Source organism: Rhizobium sp. UFLA01-1127, assembly GCF_059803845.1.
In genome coordinates this window covers 1-25,082 of record NZ_JAUQTZ010000032.1, presented here as the reverse complement: position 1 = coordinate 25,082, position 25,082 = coordinate 1, and the positions used below count along the sequence as shown (strand labels likewise).

The following is a 25,082-nucleotide window of genomic DNA, read 5'->3' as shown; positions in this document are numbered from 1 at the left end:
TCGTCGATGTATGTTACCGTCGCGAAATGAAGACAGCTTTGAAACGACGCTACTTGTTGACACTGTTTGCCAAGCAGGATGGAAAATGCTGCTATTGCGACCGGCATGTCATCCTTTCATATCGCTGGCGTGACCAGCAGAGGCCTGACGCTGCCACAGTCGAGCACCTGCAGCGCCGCGCGGATGGAGGATCTAACCACCCCGACAACCTGGCTATGGCATGCAAGACTTGTAATGACGGTCGCGGCGAGGTGGACTGGTTGACCTACCGCTCTCTCAAGCGGGGCGAGATCAGCGAGTTCGCAAGATGTTTCGCGCCGCAGCCGGCGGCTGGCGCACCCCGCCAGTCTCGTTACCACCAGCGAGAATCATTAGACCCCGCGTCGCGCCCGAGCACATAGCCAATCGCAAAGGCAAGGGTGCCGATCGCTAGGACGATCCCGGTCGCCGTATGTGGATGCTCAGCAGCGCCCGCCGCGACGGCGGTGCTCTCATGCATGATGGCGTCCGTCGCGTCCCTTACAACTTTCCGCGCGCCCGTTAGTGGTTCCGCGGGTGTCCCCGTGAATCCGGCACTTAGTTCGTCGGTCATGGCAACCTCCTTCGTGTGAGGGAACGAGAACTCTGGGGGGAGGGAGGGATGTTACAAGGATCGATATGGCAGGTGAGGAAAGACATCATGACGAAGCGAACGCCGGCGGTGGTTCTTTGACCGAGCCGAACAGTTTTGACGCAGTCGATCCTTCGTATCGGGAATTCGAACACCAGATGATGACCGGACGTGGCAGATTCACCGATGGTCCGCCGCTATTTGATTGTAGTTTTGTGAAGGCCTTATTCGAAAAGGTGAGGGGATGAAATCTTCTCAAGGTTTTATTCTGAATTTTTATGAATCTACTTGCAATATGTATTGATAAGGATTGTAGTCCTTCTCTACCAAAGCGTAGATTTGGAGGTTGAGATGCCTTATTTTAAGAGTGAAGCAGTGTATATTGGCTTACTTTTATTTTGCTTCTCCGTCTCCTATTCTTACGCATGCCCAAGCGGGCAATATGAAAAATGCGACCCATTACATATAGCATGCGTATGTTTACCTGAAGTCGGCGGAGATATTGGCAACGCGGCAGAGCATGCCAAAAAAGAGATACAGGCACAGCTCGGTGGAGTGCCGCTCGAGCAGTGGATTATTGCATCCCACAATACCGCTATAAATGGGTCTATGCCGATACCACCTAATATTCGGCAAATGCTGACCGGCTATGCATCTGAAGACTCGATGAACAGAGTTCGCTACAAGGTGGGAGATGGCGGCTTTTTGAACCTTGCGCACATGCTTGAGCAAGGGGGGTATGCCGATGCTGTTACACTTATCGATGTTGTCGTTTTCCGAGGCCCCAGCGAAGCCGCAAATCCTTCAACATGGGCCCATGAATTGACCCACGTCGATCAATATCGCGATTGGGGAGTTCATAGCTTCGCAATCCAGTACGCGCGAGACTACAACTCTGTTGAGAATCCAGCATATGCCAAAGGAAATGGTTACTGGGCTTGGGCCCAGGCGCATGGAGGTTTCCCCAACCCAGGTCCGCAACCGTTTCCTGCACAGCAGGTCGGCGCGTTCTGCTACACTCCTTTGGGTCGTTTTGGGCCTGGTCCGATACAGCCATTGGGGAATTTTTGTCAGATTTTCACACCCCAAGGGCCCATGACTGGCCAAATAGGCCCATGATCAACTTTATCACCTACTGCATGTACCCGAAGAGTGAAAACGCCTCGGGCTTTTTTGATTCCGCGTTACGCGCTTCCGACAGTGCGCGGTCTGAGATTGTTGGAGCGCGGCGACAGATTGGGGTTCGTTCCTGACTGTTCCGTCCCGAGAAATTTCACAGAACTGCGTTGCTCGGCGGGGAGATTTTATCCCATCGTTCTGCGATGCCCACACAGGCAGCGTCCATATTCTTGAGCCGAGTGACGGCGTTTGAAGGCACGCCAAAGAGTGGATCGCCCATCGTCGACGAGGCGCTAGTGCGGATCGCCGCGCTCTACAAGATCGAAGCCAGTATCCGGGGCTCAGATCCCGAACATCGCCGGGCAGTTCGACAGGACCTGGCCCTCCCGCTGGTGGACGTGTTCTTCACCTGGCTGGCAGCGCAAGCCAAGCGCGTCTCACGCAAGTCCGATCTCGGAAAAGCCCTGGCCTATATGCTAACGCGGCAGGACGGCTTCCGGCAGTTCCTGAACGACGGTCACGTCGATATCGACTCCAACCTGGTGGAAAACGCGATCCGCCGACCGGCCATGAACCGCCGCAATGCGCTCTTTGCGGGCCACGATGAAGGGGGCCGCAGTTGGGCCCGGTTTGCCAGCCTAATCGGCACTTGTAAAATGAACGGCGTTGAGCCTTGCGACTATCCTGTGCGACCTCTTCACCCGCCTCGCAAACGGCCACCTCGCCAAAGATATCGACGATCTGATGCCATGGGCCTATGCCGCTCGCATCAAGGCCTCACAATGAGCTCGTCAGATACTATCGGGTGAGCTCACATCCGGCCCTCCCGCAGGACTATCAGGCTGCTGCAACTGATAAATCGATGGGTGGTGGACGGCGCATGCATATCATTCATAGGTTGTGAAGAAGAACGACTCGGTGCGGTTCGGAATCCCGTCAGTCCTGACGATCGCGGCGAGCATTCCATTCGGGCCGTTAGAGCTGAGCTGTCTACCCTCGTGAGCCATCTCAGCAGCTTCTAAAGAGCTGCTGGCCCAGAATTCGGCTCTCCTTTTCAAGGGGCTGCGAGGCTCTGAGACATTTGGCGGATAGATATCGACCCAGTACTTCAAGCGGCCCTCCATGAATGTTTATTCGACCTTCTTTAGCGAATGTAGCGGGAAGATGCCGCTTTCTTTTTTCCATGGCGCTTTGTCGGCCACGAACCAGTCGCAGTTGGCACTTTCGTAGTCCTCGTAATCATATTTTGCGACGATATTGACGGTCATTTTAGGACCGCCAGACTTAAGCTGAACGACGTCCCCGTTTGCGATGTTTTCGGCCATTATTGCTCCTTTCTGGGTTGCAATAACAGCACATTACGATCTCCTCTGAGTCGCAATGGGGAGGTTGAGTTATCCCCGTTATTCCCGCAACTCACTGGCGTAAGGCTGGGCAGCCACCACCAGGCCGTCCGCTCCCGCTATGGCGTGGAAGTTCCTCGGTATCGCAACGTACAGATCGTTGGATCTTCGCCGCTTTCTATGGCACGGATAATCGTATTTAACGAACTCTCAGCTCCTGTAAGCGAGCCAGCGGAACCTGCGAACCGGCCACTCGACGAGCGTAGCCACCAATGCCAACCGCCGTCGCTTTGGGGAGACAGACCTCCCTCATATCCAGTTCTTACGAGCCGGAGATCATCATTGCCAATCCTGGTAAAGCGAACAGGGGCATTATTGATCGAGGGTCGCTCTCAATAGAAAAGACCTTCGGACCGGAAGACATCTCTGATCTTCTCGGCGATATCTTCTTTTGAGCGGTGCGGGTAAAAGGACTGCAATTGCAGGGCAAGTCCCCAGACATCAAACGTGGCTGGCTTTGCCTCGTGTGCTCTTGCTGCGTGCTTTTTGATTGATTCCATCAGATCTTCATCGTCATCCAAAGCCGTCTCCCAAGGTTGATCTATTCCAGTGCTGAAAACCGCCCGGCATGAAGCATTCGCGCAAGAGTTGGTGAAAGGCAAGACGGTCGAACCGAGCAACATTAAACTACCCCAGCTAGCATTTCGAGCAGCAATTGAAAGCACGCCGCGAGTGAATATGCGAGCGGCCAACTGACCACGAGGCCTACAAACCCAAGCGCGATCGCCGCGGCCGGCGGCGGTCAGGATTTTGAAGAATGAGCAAACAGACCGAAGAGTTCTCGTCGCTCAGCACGATCGGAAAATGCAGATAAGCTGGAAGCCGCGCCGAGAAGGGTTTATCAAATCCGCCTCACCGGCATGTATGGGATAGCAAGCGCCTCACCGTTCTGCGTGCAACGCTGAATGAGCACTCTTATCGGCGTCTTTGCAAAATCGCCCGAAAGCTCAACGTACTGGGCGCCAGAGGCATCTCCAAGATATAAATTATGGCCGCGAAGCAGGTAGCCACCCGTCGCGAGCGCCGCACTGACTGGCATCGACGAACCCTTGTCCTTGATGGACAGCGTGGCATTCGGAATCATTGAAGTCTCCTCGACTGTTACAGACGGATTCGAGGTGGGAATGCTCCTTCTCGGTTGCAAGGGCTCTGTTGAAAGAGGGCGTGCTCGTTGAGCGCGAGGGGAGGGACCCAGTCAGGCGAGAGACGGCTATGTTCGTGAGAGCGGCGTAGCCAGAATCAATCGTATTTTGGCAGCTCTTAAAGGGAATTTTCGGAACTTATCGTGATGTCTGGTGTTAACCAGTTGATTAGTATGGGTAATAAATTTTACACCAAAAACGGCTTTGCGTGATACGAACCGAACGGTTAGGTTCGTATCACGTTGCTAAGTGTTCGTCAATAAACTATATGTACCATAACAATCGCCACTAACACCGACAGAAAGGATCGCGTAATGGCAGTTATCTCCAGCGCCTTCGGTCAGGTGAAGCTCACTGAGACCGACGCCAAAAAGTTTAAAAACCAAGTGACGTATGGCAAGCCAAAAGCCAGCGCTCACGACACTGTAGCGCGTGGTAAAGAATTATTCAACGAATTCCAGTCCACCGGCAAAGTGAAGCTTACCATTAAGGCGCCAGCGAAGTAGTAAGCGCCCAATGGATGAGGAAACAGAACTACGCTTGATAGAGCCCGGTGATCGTGTCACCGGGCTTTCTCTTGGCGACGTTGAATTTCAGCCGCTCAAGACATTCCTTCAGAAAAAAGCTAAGATTTATCAAGAATATAGCTTTGCCAGAACTTATGGCGTTTTCCTCAATAGTGGAAAAATAATCGCCTATGTAACCCTTATTTGCGGCGAAATCCTCACGGAGACACCGACTGATCTCTTGGAAAACGACGGTCATTTCGAGCACAAAACATTCCCGGCAGTTAAAATTGCAAGATTGGCCGTTGATAAACGTTATCGTGGAAAGCGCATCGGCGAAGAGCTCGTATCGTTTTCAGTCGGCCTCGTAAAAAGCGCGATAATGCCACATGTCGGATGTAGGTTCGTTGTCGTGGATTCCAAGCAGTCCGCAGTAAAATTCTATGAGAGAGTTGGCTTTACGTTGCTGGATACACCAAGCAACAGGGCACTGGAGCAGCCAGTCCTTTATCTCGACCTACTGAAGGTCTGATCTCTTTGTAGCAGGTTTGCGTAACTGAAGGCGGCCAACAGGCCGCCTTTTTTGTTTCTATATCGTGGCCGCTCGCGTGCTCGTCGAGCGGCTTTTTTGTTTGTCAAATACAACCACTTTCATTTACGTTTACAACTTTTGATACCGCCCGGATGCGCACTTAATTATCCGTGCATTATCCGTGCACATGCGTGCGGTGACACCTGCACAGCGCTGCCCGCCCAGATAAGTCGTATCGAGTCGGGAAACGGGCGATGGGTTCATTGAACGCCGCGGGCTGTGTTGAGCCTCCAGAGTGGCAAAGCTCGCAATCGTCCGCTCTCGACTTTTAGGGATTCGAGCATCGGAAAACGGACGGGGCTTCTTATGCGTTCGGTACAGGGCGAATTTTCGGCTTAGGACGACTGGTGGTCAGACGATCAGCAGTCTGTTTCGGCTGTGGAAAAGCTTAGCTACGAAGATATTTTGTCCCCGCAAAGGCCAGCAGTTGCAATGAATCGAATCCGGCATAATGCTCTTGCTACTTTTAGGAGAGGAATATGTCCGAAGACCATTTGAGCAATGAAACCTCGATTTCTGCCGAGCTGACTGAAACGGGCGTGAAAGCAGCGGCGAAAAGCCGGGCTGTAGCCGCCGTCGATCGCCTCATAGGAAATATTGCGGACCTAGGAAATGCTTGGCTGGAGGGCGTCACAATTCGCCGTCGTACGAAGACAGAAGGCGAGCGCCAACTGATCGAAGCCACTGCGAAGTACGCGCTTGAACGGATAAGCGCTGACGATGAATTCGCTAACCGTACACTGGAAAATCACTTTAAAAAGATAGCGCAGAAACAAATCAACAAAGATGCTGTAGTTGCCGAAGCGCTGGAAGACTTGCGTCTGAATCCGCCTTCAGACAATGATGCCGAGTCGGGGCCATCGACGATCGGTGACGAGTTCATGCATCGATTCGAGCAATATGCCGAAGGTGCATCAACGGAGGATCTTCGGCAAAGATGGGGGCGTGTTCTTTCGGCGGAAATCCGTAAACCGGGTACTTTTGGCACCAAGGTGCTACGAGTGACGGATGAACTAGATAGCTCTACAGCACAGCTATTTGAAAGGGTTGCTGCTTTTCGAGTTAAAGCCAAAGTACTCGCTAAGTCGCTTATTGGAGAATTGACGTTCGAAGAGAAAGCGACATTGGTCGCAGCGGGGTTGATCGTCGATCCCGGCATTACTGGCCATATAAGCCCGTTTGTCGAGGGGACATTGAACTCCGGGGATCCGATATGGCTATTGCAGGTTGGAGTTTTTGCAATTGCGTTTAAGAAGGGCTCCTCCGTCGTCTATATGAATGATGGCCCGCTCGCAGATCACAATGGAACGCCTGCTCTCCAATGCTACGTTCTCACGGACGTAGGTTGGGCGTTATCTACAATTTTGCCCGTCAATGAACTTGATGTCTTTAAGAAACTTGTCGCGAGCATGAAGTCCGTATTGCCGGATGGGGAAGTTCTTTGCTTCCGAATGATGCCCAACGGCAGTTTAGTCGGAATTCCAATGCAGGTTTTTGCTTGATGTCTGGCAGAATGTGCAGGCGTTGGATCGCAGATCCAGCCAACCTTCCTTCGAGTGCGATTTTCACCGTTATGGCCATTGTCTCAACGCTCCGTTGCGCTGGAGCGGAAACATGATGGCCCCCCCCAATAAAATATCTGTGCCTAGCGAAAGCATGCGGTGGCGCGATACCGGTGGATGGTTTTGGCGGGAAGGACCCGCCACTTTTTTGGGGGGGTTCGGTTGCGACACCGCCGGAGGAGGTTTGCCACTCGCCAAAAAATGGTGACGAGTGGCCGTGGTCAGATCGACACTTTGTTTCCTCGGTTAATCTTCAAGCTTTGGAAGATATCGCTGTCACTTGCCTTGACGCTGACGGGCTGATCTTTGCTCGTGACGATGACGTCGAGACGGCCGGTCGGCGGCTTGACACTCTGCCATCCGCTCCCTTGCAGGCCGGCTTTTGCTGCTTCTTTCGATGCAGATTTGCGCTTGGGCTGTTGATTATCCTGAGCCATCTGCGCGGCTGACTTGAAATCCGGCAACCCATGCAGGAATGCGAGGCGCTGTGATATCGCCTTGTTCGGGTTGCCGGGAATCTCGTATTTGCGAACGAGCGTGTCCACCATACTCTCGGAAGAGTCGTCGCTGTTCAGCTTCTTCCAGACATTCGCATAATACTTTTTCGCTTCCCACAGGTATGCCTTTACCTGATCCGTCACGCTCATCTGCTGAGGGAATCTGCCAAACTGGTCCTTGATACGCTGAGATCTGACGTCATCCCATTGCGCGATACCGTGCGCATAGTGCTTGCCGTCCCAATGCACATCTCCCGGCTTGCTAAGGGCTTCTCCGCTGAAATTTGCGACGGATGCCCGCGCAGCTTCAGGGCTTAGGCCACCTGCGATCAGTGCGGCATATGCCTCCCTCTGGTTCTTGGCTAGGCTGCCGCTGGCGTGAACTGCCCGGATACTTTCAGCGCTTATCTGACCACCGGTTCCGCCGCCACCAAATACGGCTCTACGACCGCCGCCCCACGATGCGTTCCGGATACCATCTGTGCCGCCCTTGCCCGTTTCGGCATCGCCGCCAAGATAGCTTTGCGTGAACGCAATCATGCCGAGCTCGACGCCCTTGGCAAGGGTTGCGATCGTCTCATTGTTCCGAGCCGCAGACGCCCCAATGAGGGCGGCTTGCATGCCTGGAGCATAGGCTGTCGGATGATAAAGACCATTGCGCCCACGAACGAGCGAGGGATCTCGAGTCGGCTGATCCGACTTAGGGGCAGTGCTTTGAATTGCCCGATCTAGCGGGCCGCCCTTTTGAATCGGGCTGAGATTGGAAAGCCAGCTTGGAAGCCAGGATGATGGCTTTACCTTATAATATTGACCGTCAGTGGCATCGTCGCGCTTCTCTGTGGCATTCGCCTTGGCGGTGCCGCTCGCCCAATCGGCGATGCTTTTGATATCATCAAACAGGTCATGAAAATTCTTGGCGGTTCCGGCCCAATCAAAGCCTTCGACTGTCGTTACGACGTCATGAAAGAAAGCCTTCACGTCGCCAACATGGGAACTTGCAAATTCCTTGAAGGCGTCAGCCGCCGCCGTGATGTCGGGCGCTAATTCGCCGCCGACCGAGTTCTTCAAATTCTCGAATGTGGCACTCAGATGCGAAATGGCATCCTGAAAATCACGCGCCTTCTGCACATCAGCGTCCGAAGGAACCTGAACATTCTTGCGCGCCTCAGCACGGCGCCTCTTTAGCTCTTCTATGCCGTTTGCGCCAAGCTCGGCAAACTCGTCTGTACCGAAGAAAAGTTGCGATAGAACCCGCCGCTGTTGCGCCGTTTTCTGCTTCGCAATGTAGGCCACTTCCTTTTCAAAGACCTCATCATTGGATTTGGTATTCGCGAGATCCTCGGCAATACCACGTCCGCCACGAAGGCCGGCGATGGCGCCGTAGCTGCCTTGGCGAAGGCGCATTGCATCGGCGTTCTGTGCCGAAAAAGACATCCCGGCTTCGATGCTACCTGGATCAATCCCGAAGCCGGACGCCACTTGCTGCATTTCCTTCAACTTTGCGATCGAAATGCTGGTCGCATTGCTGAACTTTCTCATGTGCACAGCATTATCAGCGAACGATCGAACGGCCGCGCCGACCGCAGCCAGCGCCCCAGCTGCGGACAATGCGCCGGTGCTAATGGCACCAAGACCAAGGCCGGTGGTCAAGCCGCCAAAGCCGTTCGTGACAGCCTTGCTTACGCCCTCGGCCCCCTTCCGGATGCTCTCCAGCTGCTTACCGACCTGTTTCATTCCGTCTGGGGCTTTTACATCCTTCATACGGTTCACAAGGTCTTTCAGCGGCTTGCTGAACTTGTCAACGACGGCGGCTTCAAGAACTAAAGGTTCAGCCATTGCATGTGCTCTCGATATGTTGGGAAAGGGCGGCCGAGAGGCCGCCTGCTATTGGTCGGCTGCCGTCCTTGACGGACTTTATGCTTCCGCGTGCAATTGTCATGAAAGTCTCGCGTGTGCGCTAAAAGATGACTTCCTGCCCCTTCGGGCCATCGGTCGTTGGAGGCGTTGGGGTAACCGGAGTGGACGTCGCCTTTTGCGCGTCGGTCTGCTCAGGAGCTGAGCCTTCGACGCTTCCGGGTGACGTAAGCCAGTGTTGAGCAATGAGCGTGGTGCGCGTTCCGGCCTGATCCTGAGTGAAGGTCACTTCGGCGATCTGCAGATCCGAGGTTTTCAGCATCAGCATTGGGGAGTCGATCGATATGAAGTCGAACACCTCGGGCAAACTGCCGGTTGATAGCAACCAGCCCTGATATACGATACGAACGGTGACCTGCCGGCTCAGAGAAAGCAGCAAGCTATTACCAGCTGCTTGTTTCAGGTCATCGCTGTCGGCAGGAATATCGGCCTGCATCCTCTTATAAGTACTGAAGTTCGATCCCTTAGCATCGGCTTTCCCGGAATAAGCGCCGCGGTTCTGAGCCGGCGTGTTATTATCGGTTCCACGCTGCTGCCCAATAACGGCGATATTCGTGTCTGGTGGATTCTCAGCGAGACAGCTCGCAGCCAGAATATTCCGTCCCTCGACGAATTCGGCGGTCGGCTGTTTATCGGCACTGCCTTGTGCGACCAGATTGCCATTCTTATCATCGCGAAGCCAAATGCCGCGATATTTCGACAGCCTGGACAAAAGGCTGAATGGCGTTTCGTCCGGCTCGATATTCACATACTTGAAAGGCTTGTCCCATCCCGCGGGCGGGCTGAGCGCTTTCAGAGCTACACCTACCGGCGCCAGCACCTTGTTGGCAATGGCCTGAAAGCTGTAATTCTTGAACTCGCCATCCTTGAGAGGGATTGACTGTCTGACCGCCCGCTGTACTTGCGATGCAAACGTCACGCGTACCGAATGATTGTTGGCGTCGTAAGCAACCTGCCGCTCATGAATGTGACCAGACGCAAAAAGCTGGCCGGCAAGCTTCACGGTGGCAGCATCCCCTGGCTTGATCTGCAGGGATTGTCCGACCGCACCGTTGGCGCCGACCTTCTCTGTCACACTTATCGTAACCATGCGCACAACCGGATTGCTGCTCGCAGTCGCCGTCACCGAGTCCCAATCACGGAAGGTCTTTCCGTTGATCGTGACCTCGCACGTCTCTTCAATTTTGGGCAAGTTTGTACTCCGTGAGCGCTCGATCCGGCCTTCGGGCAGGATCGATGCTGTTTTTCATTGATTGGTTTTGGGTGCTGGTGGTGTTAGGCAGCCGAGGGCGCAGGCTTGCGGATCACGTCGGCCTTGTCGATGCAGAACGAACCATCCTTGCTACGGATCTCGACGATATATTGTGGTTCATCACCACTGGCATCGATGCCGATGACCCGGCACGGCTGCCATTCTATGATTGTCTTATCGCCGCGGACGATGACGGTGTGGCGGGTGGCGGAGTAAGGGGCGGGGAGTGCGAACATATTTTCATCCAATCTTCTCCTCGATTGCGTTTCGATAAGCGGTGGGTAGGGAGCGGCCGGCTTCCACCGGCCAGCGGTGCTTCCACCGCACGGGGGGTATAAGGGGGGTGGTGGCTACCCTCGGTGGAAGGCGGTGGAAGGTCGCTGGAAGCGCGGTGGAAGGGCCGGTGGAAATCCCCGAAAGGTTCGGCGTTCAGCCCTTAGGGCCGAAATCTTCGGACGCCAGGATCAGTCGCTTTCGTTGTCTGGACGGTGGTCCCTCCATAACGATCCGCACATCGCCTGAATCAATGAGGCGCTGCATCGCATCCGCTAGCGCCTTCTTCGACATGCCCTCGGCGGCAGGGTGCTTCGCCATCTTCGCGGGGGCATAGCTGGTGCCAGTGACGTCGCTGACGTTCTGGCCAGTGCGGTTGAATAGAGACAGCACATCCTTGAACACTCTTTCGGCCTTTGCCGCCAGAAGCTGTGATCCCAGCTGAGGCTTCCCATCGTCGAGAACGAACGCACCATCCTTCCAGCGCAGCCGTATTTCGCCACCCGTCGTGCCGTAATTTGCCTTCATGGTTTTCAGAATACGCAGGTCTGAATCGGCATCTTTGGCTTCGGGGCGAGTGAGATAGAGCCGTGATCTGACCGAGTTGTTCCACGCGGTAGAGCCGGAGGATCCGCTGCCGCTCATCATACCGGCGACGGACGGATGCGCGAGCAGAACAACTGCACAATCGAGCTCGATTGCTAACTTGCGCAGCAGGGCGATGAACTGTCGGACCTGGCCGCGCTTGATCTCGTCGCCGCCGAAGAGATCCGCGGCAGTATCTAGAACGACGAGGCGAGGTCGAAACTCTCCGGCGAATTCGGCGATCTGCCCGAGTAGGGGCGTTGCCTGCATGTTGCCGTTCCGATCCGGAACGGAAAGCAGCGCATCCCGGTCGGCGAGGGGTAACAGGCGAAAGTCCGCGAGATCGGCTAGAGTGCGGCCGTGCGACTTTGCGATGTCCAGTAGGCGACGGTGAAACTCTTCCGCCTCATCCTCAGCGCCGACGTAAAGCGTGCGACCTGGACAAGGCTTCATTTGCAAGGTGTCGACTGCCATGGCGCCAGCGGCAGCGATTTGTAGCGTCAGAAGGGATTTGCCCACGCCGCCATCGCCATTTACGATAGTGACTTGACGCATGGGGATCAGCTCTTCAGCGTACCATTCGCGCGACGGCACCGGCTTGCCGTGCCATTCAGCTGGATTGATGAAGGACGGCAACCGATCTTCCGCCTGTGCCGGCGGAGAACTTGGAGTGAAGCGCGATGCCGATGACGTCGCAGCCCTATTGTCGTTCGCCGACTCCAGTTTGGGTGGCTCCTTGAGGTATTGATTGGCAACTGTGCGGAATTCGCCATCATCAAATCTGATGAGTGCACGATCATCGGAAATCGAGACAACCCTCCCCATGCCGAAGGCGCGGTGTCGTGTGCGGTCCCCTGTAGCGAAACTAGGCTGCTCGTCGGTCGCCATCGGCGGTCATTGCCTCGAGTTGGTCGGTTGCCAGTTTGGTGATGTGTGCGGCCAATGGCGCCGCGAAGGTGGCGACGCGGCGATAGCCGGACTGCGGAGCGAAGGTTAGCAATCGGCCATCACGCATTCTTAGAAGTCGCAGGCCATAAAGCCTCACTTCGTCTGTCAGCTCGAGATCGAAACAGGCGACGGCCTGATGGCCTCCGCTCCGTTCGTCGATGAGCTTGAAATCGAGGATTTGCATTTTTTCCTTTCAATAACAGCCGGCTTCGGGAGCCAGGCTGGTTGGTGTCACTGATGGGTGATGTCGTATCGTACGGTATGCACAACGGCATCCGGCGGCCCCGTCACACGCCTTCCGTCGCGTACACCGCAGCGGCGCGCTCAATGAGGTCTAGAGCCAAGGCGCGGAGGGGAATGACGAGGGCCGGCGTGACTGTGAGTGGAATATCTTCGGTCAGTTGGAAGTCTGTCACGCCGTCAGCAGTTTTCACGACGAGCCACTTATCTAGTGGGAGATTGTCGGTAGCATGCAGGGCGGCCGCGTGGATCGCCGTTCTGATAGGGACGCCATAGCTCGATAGGTGGCGGACCAAGAGGTAATAAAAGATCTCGCGTCCTTCGAAAAAGATCCGGTTTGCGGTCTTCGTTCCCATGAAGTTGCCAAGTGGTGCACGCGTCAGCCACGTCCTAAGCGTCACCTCTGACACGCCGACCAATTCGGCGGTCTCGGCGACGGAAAACGACGGCTGCCGCCAAAAAGAAGGCAGAGTCATATTTCATCTTTCTTATGATTGCCGAAATCTCGGGCGGGTAAAACGAACGCCCCGCGCAGCCTGGGCCGGCGCGCGGGGCGGTGATCAACGATCGGGGAGGAGGAACCCGACCGGATAGGGAGGCTGCTGATTGGAGGCAGGTGTCACTGCACCAGCAGCGAATAAAAATCCCAAGAGGGAGGCTGAAAAATGCAGAAGACGGCCACAAACTTTGCGGTGCCTTATATACATACACCCTCCGAGGCGTCCAAAAGTGCACCATCGAACGGGTTTTATTAACGTCAAAGCGAAAAGTGAGGCGTTTTCAATGCAAGCAAAAGCAGGTTTCTCAACCGTTGCAAACTTGAAGGCGCGTCGCGTTTGGCTCTTGTAAACGCACGCCAGAATGCAGCACGAAAAGGCAGACGATGGATCCGCCGCGTAGCGCACGGAGTGGATTGGGGCCGCTCAGCCGTGTTGCGCAAAACAACGTTGAGCAACCCCTTCATCCCACTCTCTACGAAATCGCGTTTTTCCTACCCTAAGCCGGTTTTCATGAACGGCATTCCGAGAAGATCAATGTTTTCAATGGGGATATTTTAGGCCGCCGCGTCCCAATCCACTCCCGGCCTTCTTCTTTCTCGGAACGGCACGACAATCCCGCCATATCGCTTCGCCGCCCGGATCTCGGCAGCTGCATGGGATAACTTGCGCTCCAGTTCGACGATTTTCGCCATATCTGCCCGCTGACGTGCGAGAAGCTTCACGGATAGGACAACGGCATACGCCGCGGCAGAAAGCTTGCCTGTGGCCCAGGCGCGGCGCTGTGCCGTGGTTCCATAGGGACCGCTGGCCCCAATTTCCTCCAAAGTCTCGCCGGCCACCAGGGCGCGCTGTGCAATGTCCAGCAAATCGAGCTCGTCAAGGATGCCGTCAATGGCAACATTCGGTGCGCTTGCCCACTTCGCCGCTGCTTTCGCGGCGAGATTATCAAGCGAGCCGTGTTCCGCGTCCGGCAGCGCTTGGCGCAGATTCTTGGCCACCTGGCTGTTCATGCGGTGGCCCTTGCCGAAATCTTTGTCTGTATCCAGGCGGTGACTTCTGACCGGACAAAGGCCACGCGTCGGTCACCTAGATCCACGGCGACGGGAAACCGGCCTTTGGATCGATACTTATTGATCATCGTGCGAGACATCGACGTCAGACGGCAGGCCTCGTTCAGGCTGATGAGGGTAGGGGAATTGTCATTGGCGGGCTTCATGGTGCTCCTCTTGCGCGACGCGCGGACAGAATCCGGGCGTCGACTTGATGGGATTGATTTTGAGAAGGTTCGGTGACCGGCGCGCCATGGCCGGGTTGAAGTTGAACGACGCCTATAACGCCACGTTCCGCGGGAACGCTACCGGCAGCTTGCGGCTGCGACTGAACCCCAAAGGAGTCGAGCCGAATCTTTTCGGCCCTCATACAGGCATTGCCCGCGAACGCTCTAACCACCACAATTAGAGCGCCATCCCTATAGTATATTTTAACTTATTTGTCAACCTTTTTCCTGGGAGGCAGGATGTAGTTGGCCCATGCCTGCATCAGCTTCCGGCGCCTCTCCAATGCGTCCGACCGTGCGTATGAGCGCTCAACGGTATCGCCAACGGCATGCGCCAGGGCGGCTTCCGCGATTTCACGAGGGGCGTGCGCAATTTCCGTCGCCCAGTCTCGAAACGAACTGCGAAAGCCGTGGACTGTGAACCCGTCGCCACCGGCGGCCTTCAGCGCTTTTGCCAAAGATGCATCTGACAGTGGGGTGTTTTCCTTAGCTCCCGGGAACACAAGCTTATCGGTGCTCTGGGCCTCCATGACCTTTAACAGTGCCACAGCCTGCTTTGATAAAGGGACGCGGTGTGTCTTACCGGGCTTGGTTCGAACAGCCGGAATTGTCCACATCTTTTCGGACACGTCGATTTCGGTACGTTCAGTGCCTCGCCCTTCGCCACTTCTGACGGCGGTCAAGATCACGAGCTCGAGCGCGCGAGCAGATACGCCGGTCACTTTCGAAAGCTTGGCCATGAAAGCCGGAACCTCAACGTAGGGCATCGCTGCATGATGATTTCTGCTGGTCAGTTCGTTTGGCTTATGAAGAATGTGCTCCAGATTTCCTTTCCAGGCGGCCGGATTGTCACCAGTTCGGTGCCCCTCGACCTTTGCGGCATCAAGCACGCGCTCGATGGCTTCGCGTAGCTTCTCAGCTGTTTCTTGCTTTTCACCCCATATTGGATTGATTGCGGCGAGCACATCTGGAACGCCGATGTCGGTGAGAACTTTCACACGAAGCGATGCGGCATGATTTTCCAAAAGGTTTCGCCACCGCGCCTCAGTCTTCGCGCCGCGCCAGCGGCCTGCCTTCACTGCCGCGTCGATATAATCATCCGCGTATTCGCCAAAGGTCTTTGCGCGCGGTCCGCTGATTTCCGCAGCTTGCCTGGACGCAATTGGATCGATGCCTTGCCTGACTAAGGAACGCGCATCCTCGGCCCGCTGTCGGGCTTCGGCGAGGCCTACAGTGTGGAGTGGGCCGAGACCCATTTCGCGGCGCTTGCCGTTAAGGCGATAGTCGAGTACCCAATATCGTCCTGTCCCTTTAGTCACCAACCAGAGGCCGCCACCATCGCGAAGCTTTTTTGCTTTGCTGGCGTTGATGGCTTTTACCGTCAACGCGTTCCTAGTGTGAATCCCCATCGTTTTTTCCCCACTTTTTCCCCACTTAAGGGTTGGTGGTTGTATTAGACGATAAAGATACTATGGACAAGGCTGATATTGAAAATCAAGGGCTTATGGAAATATTGGTTGCCGTCATGGACGGTAGAATTATGGTCGAAATTCCGGCCCGGGGAGCCACTCTTCTTCTATAGATATTGCAGCGTCAAGACGCGCAGCGACAGCCGTTTGTCATTCTGCGGCCAATGCCTTCTGGCTGCTGCGGGGCATTCCTCAGCTTGGAATCTGTAGCAGCGCAGTTTTGCAGTTTTATTGCATCCGCCTTGAGCCGACGATTTCGTTGTCTCTCCTTTCGCGTCCTTGTCGCGGCAGGCGCTGAGCGCTCATTGTATGCTCTTTGAAGTCATGGCAGGATCGCCCGCGCTCGTATCCGGATGAGGATATGGCGCAAATCTAGGAGCAGGGGGATTTCTGGATGTTGGAGGAAACGGCAGCGAAGAATGCAAATACCCGCCGCATCTTCTGGGTGGGGTGGGTGATCTCGTCGATCGTGGTGCTCGTACTTGCAGTCGATGCCGCCGTGAATTTGTTTTCGCCAGCGATGGTGGCTGCGCAGATACAGGAAACCGGATTTCCGGCCAGCCTGACCTTTCCACTGGGGCTGATCCTTCTGGTCTGTGTGATTTTTTACGCCGTTCCGCGCACCGCCGTACTCGGCGCCATCCTGATAACAGGCTTTTTTGGCGGCGCGATCTGCACCCATTTTCGCCTCGGAGAACTCGGCTCTCCGCCACAACTTATCAGTTTGGTTCTTGGTATCATGGCCTGGGGCGGTCTCTATCTTCGCGACGAGCGCATTCGCCATCTTCTGCCCTTTCGCACCGCGGTCCGCTGAAAATCAGCGGCGCACGCCGTAAGGCTTTTTGCAGCGCAATAACAACATCTTGCACTGCGTGATCCACTGCGGCGTTCAAACGGTAGCGGGCTAAGGAGCGATGCAAGTGGGAACAGGTCGGTGATTTGCGGCCATCTGCCAATAGCGGTTTTCGCGGGTACGAATGCCGCGATCTAAGAAAAACCGGTTCAAGGCAGGGTTGTTCTTGTGAATGTGAGAACATGTTCATGTGTCGTTAATATGATGCGGCGCATGAACATAGATGCGCACTCCGCGCAGCATAGTCCCCCAATGCTTTTAGAGGTTGAACATGAAAAACGTGATTCTTGCTTCCGCAATAGCGCTGGCATCGGTCTTTGCCGTCAGCGCGCCCTCCCAGGCCGCGCCGATGCATCATCATCATTACCGCCATCATCATCGGCACTATCACCATTGCTATATGAAGAAGGTGAAGCACAGGGTTCATGGCCGCTGGGTCGTTCGCAGGGTGCGCGTCTGCCGTTAGAGCAATTCCAGGAAAAGTGCGCAGCGGTTTTCCGTCCGGAATTGCGCGAAAACAAGGAGATAGAGCGGTTCAGAGATTCCGTGAAAAACTGAACCGCTCTAGCGCATTTCCAGGAAATGTGCGCAGCGGTTTTCAGGTGCGAAACCCGGCGCAGGGTTCCTTTCAGGACAGAGCGGCCGCTGCCGATGTTTTCGGTAGCGGCCTTCATTCTGTCCTGGGTATTTATGTCTCAATGTCTGCGCAAGGTTTCGCCGCATTGGCGAGACGGCGCGATCTGCGAGCTCAGGGCCGGATTTCGAACATGACACCACCATGATGGCGGTGATGGTAACGGCGATCGTCCCGCCATCCATTATCCCAGTGACGGCGCTCCCAGCGGCGCTCGCGCCAGTGGTCGCGATTATGATGGCGGTCGAGCCAATAGCGGCCACGGTCATCGTTCGGATATCTGCGCGTTCCATGCTCCTGTACGAGAATGATGTTTGAGGCTCCCGCCGACGGCGGATTGGCAAATGATGCAGACGCGGCGGGCAGGGTGGCGGATATCACCGCACCCACGGCTAGGGCGGCAGTCAACGCGATGGAAGCAAGATGTTTCAAGGAAGTAACTCCTGTTGTCAGCCATGTCCCTTTTCATTGGTAAACGTCAGCATCGCGACAAGGTTCCCCTCCGGTTGATTGGCGAGCCTTGCGATACCCGCGGCGATCGCCGGAGGGACTTATGATTTCAGGAATTGCCGAAAAAAAAGGGGTCCGGCAGGGAAAGCCGGACCCCTTCTTTCTCTGATCGGAGGTCAAATCTGATCAGGTTAGAAGTTGCGTTCGAAGCGCAGGATACCCGAAATGGTATCGTCGTTGGCATAGTCGTAGTGAACGTAAGTCAGTTCCGGCTCGACCAGGAGGTTCTTGACCGGGTTGAACTTCAGGTTCGTCGTTGCTTCGAAGATCTTCGAGTCGGAGTAGGCAAGCTGCAGGTTCCACTTCAGCTTGTCGTTGACCGGAACGCCAACGCCGCCCCAAACGGCCCAGTCGCCCCAGCCGCATTTCGCGCCATTGACGGTGCCGTTCGGCGCCGTGCAAGCGGAGATGTCCTGGTTCGAACCGGCATACTGGTTGAGCTTGGAACCATCAGTGTTCCAGCCGCCCATCAAGAAGGCCGTGAACGCGCCGAAGTCGGCATCGATGCGGGCCTTGATGGCGCCTTCTTCGACGATCGAGTCGTAACCGCCGACGACCTTGAAGCCCCATGCGCCAGACTTGAAGCCGGCACCGGCTACGACGTTCGGAGCGTAGTGGTTGGCTTCAGACTGTACCCATGCGCCGTTGTAGGTCGTGGAATCCGAAGCGGAGTTGCTGTCTTCGAGCGAGATGACCGCCGAGAAGCCGTTGCCGGCGTCATATTCGTAGGTCAACTGGTTGAGTTCGTACGGACCGTCATAGATCACGTCGTCGTTGATGACGTCGCCGGCGTAACCCATGTACAGGTTGTACTGCGAGTCCTTCTTACCGACGGTGAAGCCACCGAGGCTGATATAGGACCACAGCAGGTTGGTGCCGGTAGCATTGCCTTCCTGCCAGTCCCAACGAACGATGGTTTCAGTCTTCAGCGGACCGTATTCGGTGTCAGTCGCGGTGTCGATGTTCAGCTCAGCACGGGTGTGCCACAGCGTGCCCCGATGGCTGTCGCGGTTGTAAGCGTCGTACCACTCACCTTCGGTACGAACCTTGCCGCCGATCTTGAGGCAGGTTTCGGTACCCGGGATGAAGAAGTAGCCTGCACCGTACGCGTCGCAGATACGGACGTATTCCAGCGGCTCCGGCTCAGCAGCAACGATGGCGTCGGCCGCGTGAGCACCGGATACTGCTGCGAGCGCAGCAGCGGAGCCAAGAAGAAGGCTCTTGATGTTCATAATAACTCCAATCTTTCTTGATTGGGCATGAGATAACGCGCCGAAAGTCGACGTGCCCAACCCCATCCCGTTCATGTTCCCTATCAGTAGGTGCGAAGTAATAAGCTTCGCGAACTATTTCCTGAACCTGCTTCACTGATTTGGCAAGATACTAAGAGTGACGAACTATATGCGCGCTACTTGAAAACGGGCGTTGTTGCAAAAATGACGCAATTCGCGAGGTGGCGCGGTCGAAGCTCATTTAGGTTTCGTTAAGAAGCCTTTGCTGTGCCGATGCGAAAAACGGTTGCGTCTTCCATGTTTCGGGCTGCCGCGACGAATGGCGCGGCCTGAGTGAGGGGGAAGGAAAGGAGCCGCAGCTCGCCGTCTGAGATGATTGCAGCCCGTGATCAGTCAACGGTTGTGCCAATAGCGAAGCCGGCAAACAAAACCGGCTTTCGCTCCCGGATCTATATTCCGTTCTCGGGAAGGGATATCGGCGACAGATGCGTATTCCTTCATAGAGAGAAAGGAACGCTTCGGTCGCTTTGCTACAGTGCCGTTATCGGATCGGTCTTGCGGAGGTGCGTCCGACGACATTACTGGGGGCGTAGTTTCGTCGGACGCGGCACTGTCCGGTTCGTGGGTGGCGTACAAACCGGTGGTACTAAAACTACCATCTACCGTAGGTTTCTATAAGCTACCTGAATGGGCTGGCAGCCGCATCGGCTGTGGCGAGGGCCGCATTTTCAAATCCTGATTCGTTGAATAATCGAGCCATTAGATCAATGGCACGCTGCCGGACATTAATCGTGCCTCTGAGCACCGGCAGGGGATGGAAGCCCGAAAGGCGAACGGACTGCCATACTTTATTTTGGCGTGGCGAAACGCTCCATGCCCATGCTGCCAAGCCTGAAAAAACCAACAGCAAGATCAAATGACTATATCGATGATGAAGAAGGATGGAGGCCTCGCCCGGAATCGAACCGGGGTGCAAGGATTTGCAGTCCTCTGCGTAACCACTCCGCCACGAGGCCATCCGAAAGCAATTTGCGTTGTGGTGGCGCGGATTTAGAATGATCCAAAGAAAACCGCAAGAGGGTTCATTCTGAATTCTGTCCTTTTTTCACCGTGACGGATACGTCGCGGCAAATCGGCGCCTCGACAATATCAGTCGAAAAGCATGGTCGGGGAAACCGGAACCGGCCTGTCATGGCCTTGCCGCTTGACGCCGGATCGGACTTGGAGCCTTCGCTGCTATGGATTGAACTGAACTGAGATGAATTTGGCGTCCCAAAAAGTAAAGGCGGTCCAGTCTAGGGAAAAAACCGGGCCGCCTTGTGCTGGACTAGAGGTCAATCAAATTCAGCACGCTAATTGTAAGTCGTGCTTAGTATTTGTCAACGGGAATGAGAAGGGATGGGTCCGCATCGGGCGATGGGATATGGGAACCCGCAGGCGAGGCTTGGCGTTCGGTGACTTGCTCGTCCCGTCGCGAGCGGGCAAATACCTATTCCTCAAGGCAGGGAAAGGCGAACTTGTAGGAGCGCGCGATCAGCGAGCTGGCCGGCCTTTCAAGCTGCCACGAATGCTCCGCCATCCACCTGCAGGCGATTGCCGTCGCTTTGGTGTTGCTGAGATCGGGCGGCAGACAGAAGGCGCCGACGAATTGCTGGAGATAGCGCTCGTAGCGGGAAGAGTTTTTCGGAGTCTGCTTCGTGGCTCGGATGGTCAGGTTCTTCGTTCGCTGCGCCTCGTCGAGAATGCCCTGTATGTAGGCAGAAGCAAGCGAGCGGTCTTCCTCGCACCATTCGTCGAGCTGCTTGCCCGTGACGACATGCCCTATGACCGGCGGCGCCTTCTCCTGCGACTCTTCCTCGCTCAGCGCAGCTTGGGGCAGGAGAAGGAGAAGCGCTGCGGCGGAGAGCGAAAGCCTCATTCGAAAACCTACATCATCGACGAAAGACTGGCAGCCAGAAAGACCACCAGCGGCAGCGAAGTTGCGACGAAAAGAACGAGAGAGACAGGCATCCCAGCCACCTTCTATCCAAATTTGATCGTAACCCGAAGGGCCTCGGGCCGGAAGGTCGATCGGTCACCACACTCAGGCGGTCCAACGTTTTGAAGCGTGGTCCTGTGAAGTTAACATTTTGCTAATGGGTCTTTCGATTTGAGACATTGCAGATTTGTACCACGTCGTCCCGGAGGGGCGCGTCCGAAAGCTGCGACCCGCATTTGAAGATGTCGATTGTTGTTCCTCTGCGACGGCCGTTCATGAATCTCAGTGCCTGTTGCCGCAATGCCTTGAAAGCGCGGCGTCAGGCGATTAAGAAACGCGTAACAGAAAGTAGAGCCGGTCCGTTTGGGTCTGGTTTGGGCAATGAAGGGCGCAAGAGGATAAGATGGATTTCGAAGCAGCGCGCGTGAAGATGGTCGAGAACCAGATCCGGACGACGGATGTCACCTCCCATTCCGTGTTGAATGCCTTTTTGACGGTGCCGCGCGAGAATTTCGTGCCGGAAAAGTCGAAGCTCCTGGCCTATATCGACAACGATATCGAGATCGCTCCGGCAGCAGCCGGCAAGCCGGCGCGCTTCCTGATGGAAGCATCGCCGCTTGCAAAGCTCCTGCAGCTTGGAGCCATCACCAAGCAGGACAAGGTTCTCGATGTCGGCTGCGGCACCGGATATGCGTCCGCCATCCTGTCGCGTCTTGCCGATAGGGTTATCGCGCTCGACAGCGATGAGGATCTTGCCGCCAAGACCAAGGCCAATGTCGCGGCGCTCGGCTATGACAATGTTACCGTCGTCACCGGCGATCTCGAGAAGGGCAATGCCGGCAACGGTCCCTATGACGTTATCTTCATCGACGGCTCGATCGAGCAGTTGCCGCAGGGTCTGCTGGATCAGCTCGGCGAAGACGGGCGCCTGATCACGGTCATCGGCTATGGTCATGCCGCCCGCGCAACCGTTTTCATGCGCGAACGCGGCGCCTTCTCTGAAAACGTCTTCTTTAACGCGTCGATCAAGCCGCTTCCGGGCTTTGCCAAGGCCAAGGAATTCGTATTCTGATTTCCTGAACGGTCCAAGATTGAGGCTTATGGCAGGCGTCTTCGGGCGCCTGTTTTTTATTGTCGCCGCCTGTGGCAGAATCGGGCTCAGCAGAGCGATTCGTCGCGATCGTAACAAAACTGTGCATCACCGGGTTTAGTGCTTTCCAGGTGATTTTTTTCCCGCGGGCAGTCATCTAGGGTGCGCTGATTCGGGTGCCGCATTGGCGGGTTTCCGGTCGCTGAATATGGGAAAACGGGGATGAATATGGCTCAGCCAAATGTAGTGCGTGAACCGTCCATGGAAGAGATCCTTGCCTCGATCCGCAGGATCATTGAAAGCAACGAGCCCGTAGGTGCAAAGCCCATGTCTCCGGCGCATTTTGCCGCTGCCGACGCACCGAACCACGATATCCAGCTGACCGTCGATGAAGAGTTCGCAGCCGCCGATCGCGCTCGAGCCGCAGAGCAGGATCCCCGTTTCGTCGCTGCAAACTCGCAAGTGCCTGCTGCCGAGCAGGAAGGCGCCGGTCGCGGCCTCTCGCTGGCCGATGTTGCCGCGCGTGTCCGTGCTGCTTCCGAGCGTAACGCTGCGGCGTTGCTCAATGCCGGTCGTGAGCCGCAGCAGCCGCGTGAGCTGCCGCCTGCCATCGCTGCCCGCCTTGCCGAGGCCCACGTCGCTGAAGCCGATGTCAGGCCCGCCGTCGATGTGCCGCTGCGAAACGCGATCAGCGATGTTGCGCCCGTCGCTTTACCATCCGTGGGCGATGCAACCGACAACAGCGTCGAACATGAGATGGATGAATTGAAACCGATAGCGGCTGCCGTAGCGTCTCAGCCAGCCATGTCGCTGGAGGCGCCGATTTTCCAGACGTCCGAGCGGCCCGCATCCATCGCGCCCGCATCGGTCGCGATGGAAATGGAAACGCCCCTGCCGCCGTCCCAGGCCGTGTCTGCATCGCCGCTGATGTCAGAGGCTGCCGGCGCGCAGGTTACCCGCTCGTTCGAAGAGCTCGCCGCCATCGTCGATGGCGGCCCGCGTCGTTCTTTCGATGAGCTGGCACAGGAGATGCTGCGGCCCATGCTGCAGGAATGGCTCGACGACAATCTGCCGACGCTTGTCGAGCGCCTCGTGCGCGAGGAAATCGAGCGCGTGGCCCGCGGACAGCGACGCTGACACGCCTGAGCTTCGGGTAACCGATCCGCCGCTCCGGGCTCCGGGGCGGCTTTTTTATTGACTTGCCCCCAGCCATCCTATTTACAACCCGCATCATCCAATTCTCTAGATCCGGTCATAAAATGCTCGACAAAACATATGATTCCGCCACCGTCGAACCGAAGATCGCCCAAAAATGGGATGAGGCCGACGCCTTTCGTGCCGGTGCGAACGCCAAGCCGGGCGCCGAGACCTTCACCATCGTCATTCCGCCGCCGAACGTGACCGGTTCGCTGCACATGGGGCATGCGCTGAACAACACGCTGCAGGACATCATGGTGCGGTTCGAGCGCATGCGCGGCAAGGACGTTCTCTGGCAGCCCGGTATGGACCATGCCGGCATCGCCACGCAGATGGTCGTGGAACGCCGGCTCGCCGAACGGCAGCAGCCGGATCGCCACACGATGGGCCGCGAAGCCTTCATCGAGAAGGTCTGGGAGTGGAAGGCCGAATCGGGCGGGCTGATCTTCAATCAGCTCAAGCGCCTCGGCGCATCCTGCGACTGGTCGCGCGAGCGTTTCACCATGGACGAGGGCCTGTCGAAGGCCGTTCTCGAAGTCTTCGTCACGCTTTACAAGGAAGGCCTGATCTATCGCGACAAGCGGCTGGTCAACTGGGACCCGAAGATGCTGACCGCGATTTCGGACATCGAAGTCGAACAGCACGAGGTCAACGGCAATCTCTGGTACCTGCGCTATCCGCTGGAGCCGGGCGTTACCTATCAGTATCCGATCGCCTTCGATGAGCAGGGCAAGGCCACCGAATTCGAGACGCGCGACTATATTGTTGTCGCGACGACACGCCCGGAGACGATGCTGGGCGATACCGGCATTGCAGTCAATCCGGAGGACGAGCGCTATCAGGGGATTGTCGGCAAGCATGTCATTCTGCCGATTGTCGGCCGCAGGATTCCGATTGTTGCCGATTCCTACGCTGATCCGACCGCCGGCACCGGCGCGGTGAAGATTACGCCGGCGCACGATTTCAACGACTTCGAGGTCGGTAAGCGGGCAGGACTGCGTGCCATCAACGTTATGAACGCCGATGCTTCCATCAGCATCAAGGAGAACGAGGATTTCCTCGAAGGCCTCGATCATCCTGCCGCCCTGCACGGCGCCTGGGATGAGCTGGAAGGCAAGGATCGCTTCGAGGCGCGCAAGATCATCGTCCGCATTTTCGAAGAATCGGACCTGCTCGACAAGATCGAGCCGCACAAGCACATGGTTCCGCATGGCGACCGTGGCGGTGTGCCGATCGAGCCGCGCCTGACGGAGCAATGGTATGTCGACGCCAAGACGCTCGCCGAACCGGCGATCGCCTCCGTCCGCGAAGGCCGCACGAAGCTCGTTCCGAAGAGCTGGGACAAGACCTATTACGACTGGATGGAAAACATCCAGCCTTGGTGCGTTTCCCGTCAGCTCTGGTGGGGCCATCAGATTCCGGCCTGGTACGGGCCGGATGGCCAGGTCTTCGTCGAAAAGACCGAGGAAGAGGCGCTGCAGGCCGCGATCCAGCATTACCTTTCGCATGAAGGACCGATGAAGGCCTATGTCGAGGACCTGCTGGAGAACTTCAAGCCGGGCGAAATCCTGACGCGCGACGAAGATGTGCTCGACACATGGTTCTCGTCGGCGCTCTGGCCGTTCTCGACACTCGGCTGGCCGGATGAGACGCCGGAACTCGCGCGCTACTATCCGACGAACGTCCTCGTCACCGGCTTC

Annotated in this window: 26 protein-coding genes, 1 tRNA gene and 1 pseudogene; 11 read left to right on the top strand and 17 right to left on the bottom strand. The window is 56.3% G+C overall.

Annotated elements, in window-relative coordinates:
* The first annotated feature begins 26 nt into the window (after window positions 1-26).
* Complete coding sequence (locus tag Q4Q11_RS10615) at window positions 27-401, top strand: HNH endonuclease (RefSeq protein ID WP_498569464.1); 375 nt, start codon at window positions 27-29, stop codon at window positions 399-401.
* On the opposite strand, the gene Q4Q11_RS10610 is transcribed toward Q4Q11_RS10615, so the two are convergent.
* Entirely contained in the window at window positions 353-592 is a 240-nt protein-coding gene (locus Q4Q11_RS10610; protein WP_498569463.1) for a hypothetical protein, read from the bottom strand. The genes Q4Q11_RS10615 and Q4Q11_RS10610 overlap by 49 nt on opposite strands.
* Before the next feature lie 369 nt (window positions 593-961).
* Here Q4Q11_RS10610 and Q4Q11_RS10605 point away from each other — a divergent pair, with 369 nt between their 5' ends.
* Window positions 962-1,729, top strand: a complete 768-nt coding sequence (locus Q4Q11_RS10605; RefSeq protein WP_498569462.1) for an eCIS core domain-containing protein — start codon at window positions 962-964, stop codon at window positions 1,727-1,729.
* A gap of 251 nt (window positions 1,730-1,980) precedes the next feature.
* Window positions 1,981-2,515 (top strand): annotated as a pseudogene (locus Q4Q11_RS10600) (IS66 family transposase); the annotation flags it as partial.
* 344 nt (window positions 2,516-2,859) lie between these two features.
* Here Q4Q11_RS10600 and Q4Q11_RS10595 read toward each other — a convergent pair.
* The 3 genes from Q4Q11_RS10595 to Q4Q11_RS10585 form a co-directional block, all read right to left on the bottom strand.
* Window positions 2,860-3,054 (bottom strand): YodC family protein, encoded by a 195-nt coding sequence (locus tag Q4Q11_RS10595; RefSeq protein WP_498569461.1) that lies wholly within the window; start codon window positions 3,052-3,054, stop codon window positions 2,860-2,862.
* Between the two features lie 410 nt (window positions 3,055-3,464).
* Window positions 3,465-3,653, bottom strand: a complete 189-nt coding sequence (locus Q4Q11_RS10590; RefSeq protein WP_498569460.1) for a hypothetical protein — start codon at window positions 3,651-3,653, stop codon at window positions 3,465-3,467.
* A 320-nt stretch (window positions 3,654-3,973) separates the two neighbouring features.
* Window positions 3,974-4,216 (bottom strand): hypothetical protein, encoded by a 243-nt coding sequence (locus Q4Q11_RS10585; RefSeq protein ID WP_498569459.1) that lies wholly within the window; start codon window positions 4,214-4,216, stop codon window positions 3,974-3,976.
* Between the two features lie 372 nt (window positions 4,217-4,588).
* Between Q4Q11_RS10585 and Q4Q11_RS10580 the strand changes: the two genes are divergently transcribed.
* From Q4Q11_RS10580 to Q4Q11_RS10570, 3 genes are all read left to right on the top strand, one after another.
* Window positions 4,589-4,780 carry a hypothetical protein gene (locus Q4Q11_RS10580; RefSeq protein ID WP_498569458.1) on the top strand — a complete coding sequence of 64 codons (192 nt, stop codon included), beginning with the start codon at window positions 4,589-4,591 and terminating at the stop codon, window positions 4,778-4,780.
* Window positions 4,781-4,790: 10 nt separating this feature from the next.
* Entirely contained in the window at window positions 4,791-5,312 is a 522-nt protein-coding gene (locus Q4Q11_RS10575; protein WP_498569457.1) for a GNAT family N-acetyltransferase, read from the top strand.
* 539 nt (window positions 5,313-5,851) lie between these two features.
* The gene (locus tag Q4Q11_RS10570) at window positions 5,852-6,874 is read left to right on the top strand and encodes a DUF2806 domain-containing protein (protein WP_498569456.1); all 1,023 of its coding nucleotides are present in this window, start codon (window positions 5,852-5,854) and stop codon (window positions 6,872-6,874) included.
* A gap of 281 nt (window positions 6,875-7,155) precedes the next feature.
* Here Q4Q11_RS10570 and Q4Q11_RS10565 read toward each other — a convergent pair whose 3' ends face one another.
* The 9 genes from Q4Q11_RS10565 to Q4Q11_RS10525 all read right to left on the bottom strand — a co-directional run bounded on the left by Q4Q11_RS10565 (window position 7,156) and on the right by Q4Q11_RS10525 (window position 15,828).
* Window positions 7,156-9,267, bottom strand: a complete 2,112-nt coding sequence (locus tag Q4Q11_RS10565; RefSeq protein WP_498569455.1) for a phage tail tip lysozyme — start codon at window positions 9,265-9,267, stop codon at window positions 7,156-7,158.
* Between the two features lie 121 nt (window positions 9,268-9,388).
* Window positions 9,389-10,537 (bottom strand): phage baseplate assembly protein, encoded by a 1,149-nt coding sequence (locus Q4Q11_RS10560; RefSeq protein ID WP_498569454.1) that lies wholly within the window; start codon window positions 10,535-10,537, stop codon window positions 9,389-9,391.
* Window positions 10,538-10,620: 83 nt separating this feature from the next.
* Window positions 10,621-10,833, bottom strand: coding sequence for a hypothetical protein (locus tag Q4Q11_RS10555; RefSeq protein WP_498569453.1), 213 nt, complete (start codon window positions 10,831-10,833; stop codon window positions 10,621-10,623).
* A gap of 193 nt (window positions 10,834-11,026) precedes the next feature.
* Window positions 11,027-12,343: an AAA family ATPase gene (locus tag Q4Q11_RS10550; protein WP_498569452.1), complete on the bottom strand. Its 1,317-nt coding sequence runs from the start codon at window positions 12,341-12,343 to the stop codon at window positions 11,027-11,029.
* A complete protein-coding gene (locus Q4Q11_RS10545; RefSeq protein WP_498569451.1) occupies window positions 12,321-12,587 on the bottom strand; it encodes a hypothetical protein in 267 nt (88 codons plus the stop codon). Before Q4Q11_RS10545 ends, Q4Q11_RS10550 begins: the two co-directional genes overlap by 23 nt.
* 103 nt (window positions 12,588-12,690) lie before the next feature.
* Window positions 12,691-13,119 (bottom strand): MerR family transcriptional regulator, encoded by a 429-nt coding sequence (locus tag Q4Q11_RS10540; RefSeq protein WP_498569450.1) that lies wholly within the window; start codon window positions 13,117-13,119, stop codon window positions 12,691-12,693.
* 578 nt (window positions 13,120-13,697) lie between these two features.
* On the bottom strand, window positions 13,698-14,153 hold the full coding sequence (locus Q4Q11_RS10535; RefSeq protein WP_498569449.1) for a hypothetical protein: 456 nt from the start codon (window positions 14,151-14,153) through the stop codon (window positions 13,698-13,700).
* Entirely contained in the window at window positions 14,150-14,359 is a 210-nt protein-coding gene (locus tag Q4Q11_RS10530; RefSeq protein ID WP_498569448.1) for a helix-turn-helix transcriptional regulator, read from the bottom strand. The genes Q4Q11_RS10535 and Q4Q11_RS10530 overlap by 4 nt, the downstream gene beginning before the upstream one ends.
* Before the next feature lie 269 nt (window positions 14,360-14,628).
* Window positions 14,629-15,828 carry a tyrosine-type recombinase/integrase gene (locus tag Q4Q11_RS10525; protein WP_498569447.1) on the bottom strand — a complete coding sequence of 400 codons (1,200 nt, stop codon included), beginning with the start codon at window positions 15,826-15,828 and terminating at the stop codon, window positions 14,629-14,631.
* A gap of 454 nt (window positions 15,829-16,282) precedes the next feature.
* On the opposite strand from Q4Q11_RS10525, the gene Q4Q11_RS10520 reads away from it, so the two are divergent.
* Window positions 16,283-16,702 (top strand): DoxX family protein, encoded by a 420-nt coding sequence (locus Q4Q11_RS10520; RefSeq protein WP_112507403.1) that lies wholly within the window; start codon window positions 16,283-16,285, stop codon window positions 16,700-16,702.
* Window positions 16,703-17,012: 310 nt separating this feature from the next.
* Complete coding sequence (locus tag Q4Q11_RS10515) at window positions 17,013-17,207, top strand: hypothetical protein (protein ID WP_113217651.1); 195 nt, start codon at window positions 17,013-17,015, stop codon at window positions 17,205-17,207.
* Between the two features lie 282 nt (window positions 17,208-17,489).
* On the opposite strand, the gene Q4Q11_RS10510 is transcribed toward Q4Q11_RS10515, so the two are convergent.
* The 4 genes from Q4Q11_RS10510 to Q4Q11_RS10495 form a co-directional block, all read right to left on the bottom strand.
* Window positions 17,490-17,807 (bottom strand): hypothetical protein, encoded by a 318-nt coding sequence (locus tag Q4Q11_RS10510; protein WP_498569446.1) that lies wholly within the window; start codon window positions 17,805-17,807, stop codon window positions 17,490-17,492.
* A 209-nt stretch (window positions 17,808-18,016) separates the two neighbouring features.
* On the bottom strand, window positions 18,017-19,117 hold the full coding sequence (locus Q4Q11_RS10505) for a porin (protein WP_112507397.1): 1,101 nt from the start codon (window positions 19,115-19,117) through the stop codon (window positions 18,017-18,019).
* A gap of 942 nt (window positions 19,118-20,059) precedes the next feature.
* A tRNA-Cys gene (locus Q4Q11_RS10500) sits at window positions 20,060-20,133 on the bottom strand.
* 473 nt (window positions 20,134-20,606) lie between these two features.
* A complete protein-coding gene (locus tag Q4Q11_RS10495; protein ID WP_112507395.1) occupies window positions 20,607-21,035 on the bottom strand; it encodes a Rap1a/Tai family immunity protein in 429 nt (142 codons plus the stop codon).
* Between the two features lie 463 nt (window positions 21,036-21,498).
* On the opposite strand from Q4Q11_RS10495, the gene Q4Q11_RS10490 reads away from it, so the two are divergent.
* The 3 genes from Q4Q11_RS10490 to Q4Q11_RS10480 form a co-directional block, all read left to right on the top strand.
* Window positions 21,499-22,167: a protein-L-isoaspartate O-methyltransferase family protein gene (locus Q4Q11_RS10490; RefSeq protein ID WP_498569445.1), complete on the top strand. Its 669-nt coding sequence runs from the start codon at window positions 21,499-21,501 to the stop codon at window positions 22,165-22,167.
* A 246-nt stretch (window positions 22,168-22,413) separates the two neighbouring features.
* Window positions 22,414-23,322, top strand: coding sequence for a PopZ family protein (locus Q4Q11_RS10485; protein ID WP_498569444.1), 909 nt, complete (start codon window positions 22,414-22,416; stop codon window positions 23,320-23,322).
* A 122-nt stretch (window positions 23,323-23,444) separates the two neighbouring features.
* A partial coding sequence (locus Q4Q11_RS10480) for a valine--tRNA ligase (protein ID WP_498569443.1) occupies window positions 23,445-25,082 on the top strand: 1,638 nt, incomplete at its 3' end.